We start from the raw sequence: 11,659 nt of genomic DNA on the forward strand, positions 1-11,659 counted from the left end.
CAACAATCTGTATGAGTAAGAACAACTTTTTCAGCAAGGTGTTCCGTCTGTATTACGATGGGTTCCGCTCGATGACGCTCGGCAAAACGCTTTGGGCCATCATCCTCATCAAATTGTTTATAATCTTTGCGGTACTCAAAGTGTTTTTCTTCCCCGATTTCCTGAAGACGCATGCCGATGGGCATGAGGCGGAGTATGTGGCGGGACAGCTGCTGGACATGAAAGATTAAACATTAAAGATTAAACATTAAACATTAAATATTAAACATTATAGTTATGCTACAAAACCTATTACTAAACATTGATGCCGGAACGATCGACTGGTCGAGAGCACAATTTGCGCTGACGGCAATCTACCACTGGCTCTTCGTACCTCTGACGCTGGGTTTGGCGGTTATCATGGGTATTGTTGAGACCAAGTATTACCAAACAAAAGACGAGTTCTGGAAAGAGGCTGCAAAGTTCTGGCAGAAGCTTTTCGGTATCAACTTCGCCATGGGTGTGGCCACAGGTATCATCCTCGAGTTTGAGTTTGGTACCAACTGGAGTAACTACTCGTGGTTTGTAGGCGACATTTTTGGTGCCCCACTGGCCGTTGAGGGTATTGTGGCTTTCTTTATGGAGAGCACCTTTGTGGCCGTGATGTACTTTGGATGGAAAAAGGTTTCGCCAGGCTTCCACTTGGCATCAACGTGGCTTACTGGCTTAGGTGCTACGATATCGGCTTGGTGGATTTTGGTGGCCAACGCGTGGATGCAGTACCCCGTAGGTTGCGAGTTCAACCCCGACACCATGCGTAACGAGATGGTATCGTTTGCCGAAGTGGCCCTCTCGCCCTTCGCCATCTCTAAGTTCTGCCACACCGTTACCTCATCGTGGATTATCGGCGGCATCTTCTGTGTAGGCGTTTGCTGCTGGTATCTGATGAAGAAACGTCACACACGTCTGGCTGTAGAGAGTATGAAGATTGGTGCAGGCGTAGGTTTGGTGGCCGCTCTGTTGGCAGGTGCTACTGGTCATAAGTCGGGTATGGATGTGGCCGAGGTGCAGCCCATGAAGCTGGCTGCGATGGAGGCACTTTACGATGGTGGAACCGAACAAGGCCTGAAGCTGATTGAGGGCATCGAGGTGCCTTACGGACTGAGCATCATGGCTACCAACGATCCTAAGGGATATGTGCCAGGCATTAACGACTTGCTGAACGGCTATACCACTCCCGATGGCAAGACCGAGCCAAGTGCCGACGAGAAGATAGCACGAGGCAAGAAGGCCATCGAGGCACTCGCCGCCTATCGCAAAGCCAAAGCCGAAGGAGCTCCCGACTCAACTATCAACTATCAATTGTCAATTATCAATTCAAACATGAAGTACTTCGGCTACGGCTATGTAAAGGATAAGGCCGACCTGGTACCACCTGTTCTGGTAAACTTCTGGGCATTTAGAGTGATGGTTGGTGTGGGTTGCTTGTTCATCCTGTTCTTTGCCGTTATCTTGGCTGTAACCTACAAGTTCCCCAAGGCTCTGTTCAAGAAGTACGACATTACCGCCCTACCCGCCTGGCATTATTGGGTAGCCATCCTGCTTATCCCGCTAGCCTATATCGGTTCAGAGTGCGGTTGGTTGGTAGCCGAGTTCGGACGCCAGCCTTGGACCATCCAGGATATGCTGCCCACATGGGCATCGGTGAGCGATCTGCAGTCGTCGAGCGTCATCATTACGTTCTTCCTGTTCCTCGTACTCTTCACCACCATGCTGGCGGTTGAGATAAATATTTTACTAAAACAAATTAAGAAAGGACCAGAGTTATGACATACGATTTCTTACAACATTATTGGTGTTTTATCGTTTCGCTGTTAGGAGCGATACTGGTATTTTTGCTTTTTGTTCAGGGAGCCAATTCTGTAGCCCGCTCGTTGGGTCGTACGGAGGAGGGACGCCGACTGGTGTATAACTCTACTGGTCGCAAGTGGGAGTTCACATTCACCACACTTGTTACCTTTGGTGGTGCGTTCTTTGCCTCGTTCCCATTATTCTACTCTACCAGCTTCGGCGGTGCCTATTGGTTGTGGATGATTATCCTGTTTACTTTTGTACTGCAAGCCGTGAGCTACGAGTTCCAGAATAAGATTGGTAACTTCTTGGGGCCCAAGACTTTCCAATTCTTCCTTACACTAAATGGTATCATTGGCCCGCTACTGTTAGGTGGTGCTGTTGCCACCTTCTTCGAGGGTTCTAACTTTATCATCGCAAAGGACAATCTGGTTGATGCTGGAGCCATCACTCCTATCATCAGTCGTTGGGCCAACGCTTCGCACGGACTGGATGCCCTACTGAATCCTTGGGTGCTGGTACTAGGCTTTGCGGTGGTGTTCTTGGCACGTGTTTTAGGCATTTTATATGTAATGAACAACGTAGCCGACGAGGATATACGCTCGCGTGGCAGCGTACGCTTGGTGGGTGCAGCTGTACCTTTCCTGCTGCTGTTTGTAGCCTATCTGGTACACGTACTGCTGAAGGACGGTTTTGCTTATAACGACGAGGGAATCATCTACATGGAACCATACAAATATCTGAACAATTTCCTGGAGATGTGGTATCTGTTGGTATTATTATTAATAGGTGTAGTATTGGTGCTGTTTGGTATTGGTAAGACCATCTTCAGTAAGGGGTATAATGGTGGCATCTGGCCTGCAGGCATAGGTACTGTGCTAACCGTTCTGGCACTCTTGCTCAGCTGTGCCTGGAACCATACCGCTTATTATCCCTCCACAGCCGACTTACAGAGTTCGCTCACCTTGGTTAACTCCTGCTCAAGCGAGTTCACCTTGCGCACCATGTTCTATGTATCGCTGTTAGTACCATTTGTACTGGCCTACATCATCTACGCCTGGCGCGCTATCGACAAGAAAAAAATCACCAAGGAAGAACTCCAAGGTGACGACCACGCTTACTAATTATTAGGCACGGATTACACGGCTCTTTTATAAAGAAACACGGCTTTAGCATTGTAACTAAGGCCGTGTTTTAAATTTATTTAAGCCGTGTAAATCCGTGCCTAAAAAACTACTTGAACAACTCATCGAGAAACGTGTAGAAAGCAGGATCCTCGCCTACTACCGTTCTTACAAGTTTACCATCAGGATCGATGATAACCTTTGTGGGGAAACCTTCGATGCTATACTGCGAAGCGATAGTCTGCAGCTGCTCATCAGGACAACGCACCTGCAACCAAGGCAACTGGTGCTCATCAACGGCAGCTCTCCACTTTTCCTCAGTATCGCGGCAGTCAACACCTAATATCTCCATCTTGTCCTTATACTTTGTATAAGCCTCTTTCATTTTGGGAATACCACGAATGCACCAAACGCACCATGAACCCCAGAAGTCGAGTACTACATATTTGCCACGCAGCGACGACAGTTTGGTAGTAGATCCCTGCAGATTAGGCAATTCAAAGTCGGGTGCCAGTTCGCCATCCACAGCCACCTCGGTAGCCTCTGCGGCAGGGGCAGCAGCAGCCTTTGGTTTGTTGGCACACGAGGCAGCCATCAATGTGATGGCCACCCCCAGAAAAGTAACGGTTAAAACGGATTTCTTCATAAAGTCTAATTGTTAATCTTTAATGTTTAATATTTAATGTATAATGTTTAATGTTTCTTGTAGCACTCGAAAATAGCATCCACGCGGGCCTTCGACATCTGATGGGTAAACAAACTTACCAACCAAACCACAGGGAAACCGCCTACCATGGCAATGGCACCACAGTTAATGGGGTTGATGGGGTTACCAGCCAGCATATTAACTACAGTAAGTCCAACACCCCACACGAAGCAAGCCCACACGCTCATGGTGGTGATGCGACGTGAATACAAACCCAGCATAAATGGTGCCAGGAATGCACCTGCCAAAGCACCCCACGAAATACCCATCAGCTGGGCAATAAACGTTGGTGGGTTAAGGGCAATGAGCAGCGAGATGGCGATAAAGAACATGATGAGCACGCGCATCACGATTACCTTACGACGCTCAACCTTCTCGGATACGATATCGTTAATCTCGCCATCCTCTACCTCGCCTGGCAACGCTTTCTTATCGCGATAAATCAGGTCGAGTGTCATGGTGCTTGATGAGGTGAGCACCAACGAAGCCAGGGTTGACATCGAAGCACTCAGTACCAGCAATACAACGAGGGCAATCAGGATATCGGGCAATGTTACCAGCATCGAAGGCACAATCGAGTCGAAAGCCAGCTTGCCATTAGGCAGCATGGGTGGTGTACCAAACAGGCGACCAAAACCACCTAAGAAGTAGCAGCCACCAGCCACAATAAAGGCAAATACGGTTGAGATAACGGTACCACGCTTGATGGCACTCTCATCGGTAATCGAATAGAACTTACCCACCATCTGTGGCAGTCCCATCGTACCAAGTGATGTTAGGATAACTACCCCCAACAAGCCCCAGGGATCGGGACCGAACAGCGTAGCAAAACCACCATTCACCGTTGGGTCGGCATCTGATGGCATAGCAGCCAGCTTGTCGACAGCAGCCACCAAACCGCCCTGCACGTTAAGCACAGCCACAATCACAGCCACAATACCAAACAGCATGATAATACCCTGAATAAAGTCGTTCATGGCTGTGGCTTTGTATCCACCCAGAATCACATATACAGCTGTGAGTATCGACATAATCACCACGCAATACTCGTAAGGAATGCTGAATCCCATCTCGAACAAGCGCGAAATGCCGCTATATACACCAGCGGTATAGGGAATAAGGAATACAAAGGCGATGATTGATGCTGCCACACGCAAGCCCTGATCGTTAAAGCGGGTGCCAAAGAAATCAGGCATCGTGCGACTCTCGATATGTTGCGTCATCAGTTTGGTACGGCGACCTAAGATAAGCCACGCCAACAGCGAACCGATGACAGCGTTACCAATACCAATCCATGCCGACGACAATCCGTATTTCCAGCCAAACTGACCGGCATAACCTACGAACACAACAGCCGAGAAATAACTGGTTCCGAAGGCAAAGGCTGTGAGCCAAGGACCCACGGCACGACCGCCCAACACAAAACCTTCGACACTACTGGCCTGCTTACGGGTGTAAAGTCCTACCCCAATCATCACGGCCAGAAATATAACTGTAAAAAGTATCTTGATAATCATAATTAATTCTCAATCTTTAATGTTTCATGTTTAATGTTTAATGTTTCGCTCGAACTTGTTCGCTTGACTTGTTCAAGAATGTCAGAAGGCCACCTGCATCTGAGCCTGCACCCAGTTGTAGTCCTTACTGCTGATATTCTCGCCACACAGGCAACGGGTGTACTGCAGCTGCATACGGCACTTTTTGTAGAACCAGTACTGCAGACCGATGGTGAGATTTGTCTGATCCCACCCCTCTACCTTGGTGTTACGATCATAGGTCTCGCCACTAGCCACGATATCGAGGGCATCAACCACAGGTATGCAGGTTGTCACGTAACCACCTCGGCTACCCACCTTTCCATCCTGTCCGCCTAACCACTCGGCACGTATCGATGCTGGGCGTGCCTCTTTATATTTACCACCCGTATAGGCCTGTGTTTTGTACTCAGCACCTATGCTGTACCGATTACGCTTATAGTTATCGCCCACCTGTATATCAGGGTTCCACTTGGCTGTACCCACGGCACAACCTGTACCCAGATAACCTGATGCCACCACGCGGAAGCCATCTACAGGGCGAAGTTCCAACTTGGCAATAAAGTCTTTCTGATTGTTCAGGTCCTTACGATTGATACCCTGACCACTCATCAGCGCCAGTTCGTAGTGCAGCACGCCTTTAGCCAGATCGCCATAAACCTCCAATCCCATATCACGACCGTAGTTTACGCCATTCAGCGGGTCGGGTCCCTCGCCTGCCAGATACAATACTGCCTGCGAGTACACATCCACCAGCTCCAGCTGCGTAGGACTCATGGGGTTCTCCATCGTGTACGAGTGTTTAAACTGTCCTAAACGCACCGTCAACTCGTTACCTTTTGATAAACGATAATCGGTGTAGAACTCTTGAACCACACTCGAGAAGTCGTGCATAAACATAAACGACCATCTGTCGGTGATTCGGGCCTTAGCCCAAAGCAACGTACGTTTTAGGTTGTAAGCATTGGTTTTCTGCCCATTAGGATCTTGGTAACTCCATCCACCCTGAGCATAACCATTCAGAGTAATACGACTGGTAAAATCCTTCATCCAGTCGATGTCGCTGTCTTTCTGCTGTGCGTTAGCCATGGTGCACAATCCCATTGCTGCCAGAATAGCAAGCGTTCTCAATTTGCAAGTTTTACGTTTCATTTAGTCATCTTTTTCTGATTATTTAGTTCCTTGCGGCAGCAAAAGTACTACTTTTCTTTCAATTTGCCAAAAATATTCGCAAATTTCTTATAGAATTTTATATTTATGCATCATTTTACTACCAGTTGTAGTACCTATACAAATCAAAAGTGGCTCGTTTCACAACGAACCACTTTCTCAAAAAATTACTTAAAAAACTAAATTAATCAACCATAAACCTTAACCATTAAAATCTTTTTCTGCTGCAAATATACGACAAGTTTTTGAAACAAACAAGAAAAATACCGTTAAATTTTGTTTATAAAGTGACTTTTAACGCTTTTTAGACATAAAATACGCCAAAAACAACAGTATTTTTACCCATTTCGTCGTCTACTTACAGTTGAAAGAATCCACCAACGAATGTAGTTGAGACCCTCGCACCACGCTCTGCTCGAGCTGTAGTAACGTCGGTTCGATAGATATAAACCCCATCAGAAGTGGATACTGGCAGGTATACATTATTTCCCTCGGTTAAATATGCAAAACGTCGGCCGCCGTTGCCATTATGTACGGGTATGCCCTCTACATCGGTTACCGTCTGGTTCACCAGATCGATGATGCAGCACTTCAGGCTCTTATCGCCCCAGCGGTCGTTAGCTGTCTGTGGGTTCAGGGTGCTCACTTCGGCAAACACCAACCCATTGCCTACATAAGCCACGTGGGCTGGCTTCAAGCCACCTGTAAGCTCCTCGAAGTCGAAGAAGTAATCGGCGTCAAACTCAGTCCCGCCTTTGTTGATACGCAGAAAACCTGCGTGCTTGGTACTCTGCGAGTAACCGTTAGAGATAGCCGAATTCGACATCACGTACAGGTTATCGTTCTCGTCCTTCATCAAACCGTTAAACGCACCCCACGAGCCACCAGGGCCCACGCGGGTATCCTTCATCAGCTTAACAAACTGCATGTCGGGAAAGCTGTAAACAGCCACAAAGCAAGTATCGGTATAAGCCGTCTCAAAGGTCATGCTGTTCATTGGGGTATAAGTTACATACAGATTGCCACCACTATACATCATACCTGTAATCGAGGGCCAGTCCAGGCGGTCGATAGGATCAACGGCAGTATCAGTATTCTTCGCAAGGATGGCAGCGGTGTTGGCATCAACGGTATAGAAAGTAAGCTGCGAACCGCTCTCCTTGTTGGTAGGCACCTCCAGTCCCACCATCGTGTTGGCATCTACCTGGCAGAATCCGCTCAGCGAATTATCGAACACAAACTCGCCCTGCTCCTTCAGCAAGCCGTCGGCACCACGTACTACGGCTGTGGCGCTGGTAACGCCCATACCACCAATACAGAAGATGCTGTTACCACCCTTCTGGTAGTCGTGATAGCCATTCTGCTCAATGCCCTTACCCACGGCATTAATGGTACCCTCCATCAGGTTATCGGTACTAACCACATAGTAAGTGGTGTTACCATTCGCTGTTACACCCAGACTCAGAACATAGGGGGCGTTAGGTGTTTCCTGCTCGGCAGCCAGGTCGTCTTCGCACGATGTCAGGACACCTACGGCCATAGCGGCCAATATGATAGAATTTCTAAAGCAATTTTTCATAACTTACTGAGTTTTACTTACTTAAATAATAACGGAACTTTACATTAAATGAGCGACCGGGCTTCTGCAGGCGGTAGTTATCGTACAGCTTGGCATCGGTCAGATTGTTGCACTCGGCCACCACGCTGTAGCGTCCATCGCACAGACTGTAGCCTACCGAGATGTTATGACTCAGCTGCTCTGGAATCACCTTCTTGGTTGCCTTAGCACCCAGACCTGTGAACGAGAGATAGTAGTCGTGAATGTACTGAATGTCGTAGTTCAAGGTGAGACTATTACCCTTGGCGCCCAGATTAAAGAACTGGTAATCGGCATGGCCGTTCATAAAGAAATAAGGGATGTTAGGCAGACGCTGACCGTAGGTGATGTTCTCGCTGATGCCATCGCCCACGTAAGTGTTCTGCGACTCCTGATATTTCATTTTATCCTTGATATTCTGATAGGTGAGATTGCCATTGATGTGGAAGTTGCGCTTGTAGGCATAACCCAGCGAAGCCTCGATGCCACGTGTCTGCACCTTGCCGATGTTATCGTAGCTGGTAGTAGGATTGCTCGACAGGCTTACCCCTTTCAGGATAAAGTCCTTGGTGTCGCGATAGATGTAGTTCACCTCGGCCTGCACGCGATGGGCACCAAAGGCCTGATCGTACAGCAAACCGGCATTCAGGTTGTTACTGCTCTCAGGCTTCAGGTCGGGGTTAGCCTTCTGTACCAGTCCGTCGCCAAACATCTCAACGGCCTCGGGCATACGGTAGGCGCGCTCAAAGCTCACCTTAGCCTGCAGCGATGGCAGTATATAATAGGTAGCGGCGGCACCATAGCCGTAACGCTGCTTGCGGTCGCTCAGCTTCTCCCAGCGCTGGTTCTCAGTAAACTGGTCCATCAGCTTATTGGTCGAGCTGTACAAGCGGTACATCTTTCCAAACACGTTGGCATTCCAACGGTTATAGCGTATCTGGTAGCCCAGACCTGTGATATTCTTCGTCAGCTGCTGGGGCACGTTGTTCATCTCGTCGTCGGGATACATCTCGTCGTTGCTCTTGCGGCGGTTGGCCGAGAACACATTGTTGAGTACCAGCGAGTGGTGATCGCTGATAATGTAGCTCAGGTTGGCATTAGCCTGCCACTGGCGCTCACGGATGGTAGCATCAGTCAGGTAAGCCTCGCCTGCGCTGGTGCTGGCCACATAGTCGCCATACCAGTTATAGCGGCGTGCCAGGGTATCCACGTTATAGGTGTTCACCATGCTGTAGGTGCCATAAAGCGAGAGCGAGAGGCCTGGCAGCAGCAGGTCGTTCTTCTTATAACGCACGCTGGGAATCAGGCTCCAGCTGCGATTCTTCACACCACCATACACAGCATCCATTGTGGCACCAGTCTGTACGTTGCGCTTATCGGCCGAAGCTATAACACCAAACAATAGATAGTCGGCCCACGATTTGCGAACCACACCTGCTTCGAGCTTCAAGCCGTACGACTGGTAGCCATCATTGAATCGTCGCACCCACTCTTCGCCCTCCTGCTTGTTGGTAGAAAGGTTCACGATAGGTGCAAACACTTTATAATCGTTATCTGAATAGTTAGCAAACGCATTGGCGCGCAGCGTAAAGCCACCCTTGGATGTGTAAACGCCATTCAGGGCAGCACGATGGGTGTTGAACGAGCCAACTGAATAGGTTGCATCCAGATAGTTGGCATTGGTGCGCGATACGATGTTAACGGCACCACCCAGCGCATCGCTACCCAGGTAAACGGGCAGCACACCCTTGTACACCTCGATGCGGTCGGCCATGTTGGCTGAGATATTAGCCAGATTGAACGACGAGCCGAAGTTATCCATAGGGATACCATCGATGAAGAACTTTACCTGATTACCCGAGAAACCGTTCATGGCAAAGCTATAGTTCGAACCCAGTCCGCCATCCTCGCGTATTTTAATAGATGTAACGGTGTTCAGCACCTGGTTAAGTGCCGATGCACTCTGATACTTAGTAGCCAGATCAACTACCGATATGGCATAAGCCTGCTCGTGCATCTTGCGCGCCTTGGTCTTGCCCACAATCTGCACCTCGTGTAAATCGATAGAATCATGAAGATCGGTCTGTGCCATAGTCTGAGAGCAAAAAGCAAGTCCAGCTACTGCGCACAGCATTTTTGTTGTGTTGATTTTGCGCATTTTTTATTCCTAAATTAATCTTTTTTACCTTAGTATTTTTTCCTTCTTGAAAGCGGGTGCAAAGGTACAACAATTCAGGAATACCCACAATACCTAAAAATAATGAAAAGCCCCGCCATCGCGGCGGGGCCCATCATCACTTCTGTGGAATAATCTCTCTGTAATTACCACTTAAGTGCATAAATGCAAACAACCTTAATAAGCCATCATAATATGCATCAAAATAACCATCTTCAAAGGGTTCGTGCTTAGCATTCCAAAGGGCATCAACAAACTCCTTACTCTTGGCATGCTTACACATGATAGAGGCAGCGGCTACTGTACTAACCAGTCCGATGCTATGGCGCAGCTTGCGGAAACCGCCAGCTTGCAGTATCTCGTTCTCCTCGGGCAGCGAGCCATCCGGGCGATACTGATCCACGAACTTGTCAACGCCCTGCGAATAGAAGAAGTTCTGGATTCGCTCACCATAACCACGCTGCCACTCAGCATCGGCCCCACTCCACTCGTAGTCGAGTGTAATGTTCATGGGCACACGCCACGAGTCGTAGCGGAAGTTGTTGCTACCATTACGGCGTGGCTTCTCGCCTGGCTTGGGCTGAGGCATACCAGGCCAGCGGGGCATCTGCATCTCGCTACCATCATACTGGCACATATCGGCATTCAGTCCTGTAACAGGGTGTGTGGCCTTATGCAGGAACTCGCGACTCTTCTGGGCGCACACCTTCCACAGGTCGGCTCTACCATCGTCGGCCCACTTGGCCCATACCTCGTAGAAGGCGGGGATGTGGTACGAAGGGTCGGTATAGCGGTTACCAAAGCCATCAGGGGTAAAGGTGATGAGCTTGGTCTCTGGGTCGATAAGATACATCTTCTGAGGGCCCTGCTGCTGGGCACCAAAACCGCCAAAACCTGGGAAACCGCCCTTGCGTGGCTCTGGGGTGTACTCCTTAGGCTGAATGCAGTTCAGAATATGCTGCGCTTCGGCCTTGTAGTTAATACCTGTGTTATCGCCCCAACGGTTCGAGGCAAATATCAGGGCTGTAATAAAGTACAGCTCGCCATCGCTGGCAGCACCATCGGCATTACGGGTGCCATCAGTCTTACAGCTCCAGGCAAAATAGCCCTCGCGGTTGCCACTCTGGTGCTGCATGTACTTCTTGCTCCAGCGCCACAAACGGTCGAATATATCTTTCTCGCCAAACTGCACGGCTATCATCATTCCGTACGACATACCCTCGGTACGGGCATCGTGGTTCTTAATGTCGGATACATAACCCATCGAGTCGCCCACCTCAAAATACACCTTGTTGGGGCCACGAAACACATCGTTAAACACCTCTTTCAGCTTTGCATCCACCTGAGCAGGCTGGTAGCCCATCTCAACAAACACGTTACGGCACTTGGCATACACTACGGTAGTGGCGGCCATTAGGATAGTGATAATAAATAGTTTTCTCATATAAATATAATAATGTGATTAATTTCTATACTAGAATGACGAAAATACGCGCCAAAAGTTTAATATCAAGTGATAAA

At 48.8% G+C, this 11,659-nt stretch carries 9 protein-coding genes; 3 read left to right on the top strand and 6 right to left on the bottom strand.

What is annotated here, in order from left to right; genetic code table 11:
* The first annotated feature begins 11 nt into the window (after positions 1–11).
* From PRU_RS06545 to PRU_RS06555, 3 genes are read left to right on the top strand one after another with little or no spacing between them, the layout of a single operon-like run.
* Positions 12–230 carry a DUF4492 domain-containing protein gene (locus PRU_RS06545; RefSeq protein ID WP_033150046.1) on the top strand — a complete coding sequence of 73 codons (219 nt, stop codon included), beginning with the start codon at positions 12–14 and terminating at the stop codon, positions 228–230.
* Positions 231–276: 46 nt separating this feature from the next.
* The gene (locus PRU_RS06550; RefSeq protein WP_013065568.1) at positions 277–1,809 is read left to right on the top strand and encodes a cytochrome ubiquinol oxidase subunit I; all 1,533 of its coding nucleotides are present in this window, start codon (positions 277–279) and stop codon (positions 1,807–1,809) included.
* Positions 1,806–2,954, top strand: coding sequence for a cytochrome d ubiquinol oxidase subunit II (locus tag PRU_RS06555; RefSeq protein ID WP_013065060.1), 1,149 nt, complete (start codon positions 1,806–1,808; stop codon positions 2,952–2,954). Before PRU_RS06550 ends, PRU_RS06555 begins: the two co-directional genes overlap by 4 nt.
* A gap of 109 nt (positions 2,955–3,063) precedes the next feature.
* Here the strand turns inward: PRU_RS06555 and PRU_RS06560 are convergent, their stop codons facing one another.
* From PRU_RS06560 to PRU_RS06585, 6 genes are all read right to left on the bottom strand, one after another.
* Positions 3,064–3,600, bottom strand: coding sequence for a TlpA family protein disulfide reductase (locus PRU_RS06560; RefSeq protein WP_143040056.1), 537 nt, complete (start codon positions 3,598–3,600; stop codon positions 3,064–3,066).
* A gap of 47 nt (positions 3,601–3,647) precedes the next feature.
* Positions 3,648–5,177: a sodium:solute symporter family transporter gene (locus PRU_RS06565; protein ID WP_013063877.1), complete on the bottom strand. Its 1,530-nt coding sequence runs from the start codon at positions 5,175–5,177 to the stop codon at positions 3,648–3,650.
* An 81-nt stretch (positions 5,178–5,258) separates the two neighbouring features.
* On the bottom strand, positions 5,259–6,347 hold the full coding sequence (locus tag PRU_RS06570; RefSeq protein WP_013063054.1) for a hypothetical protein: 1,089 nt from the start codon (positions 6,345–6,347) through the stop codon (positions 5,259–5,261).
* Between the two features lie 376 nt (positions 6,348–6,723).
* Positions 6,724–7,944 (bottom strand): DUF4374 domain-containing protein, encoded by a 1,221-nt coding sequence (locus PRU_RS06575; protein WP_013065406.1) that lies wholly within the window; start codon positions 7,942–7,944, stop codon positions 6,724–6,726.
* A 13-nt stretch (positions 7,945–7,957) separates the two neighbouring features.
* Complete coding sequence (locus PRU_RS06580) at positions 7,958–10,054, bottom strand: TonB-dependent receptor (protein ID WP_224083030.1); 2,097 nt, start codon at positions 10,052–10,054, stop codon at positions 7,958–7,960.
* Positions 10,055–10,256: 202 nt separating this feature from the next.
* Entirely contained in the window at positions 10,257–11,582 is a 1,326-nt protein-coding gene (locus tag PRU_RS06585; protein WP_013063655.1) for a glycosyl hydrolase family 8, read from the bottom strand.
* Positions 11,583–11,659: the final 77 nt, after the last annotated feature.

Source organism: Xylanibacter ruminicola 23, assembly GCF_000025925.1.
Taxonomy (GTDB): domain Bacteria; phylum Bacteroidota; class Bacteroidia; order Bacteroidales; family Bacteroidaceae; genus Prevotella; species Prevotella ruminicola.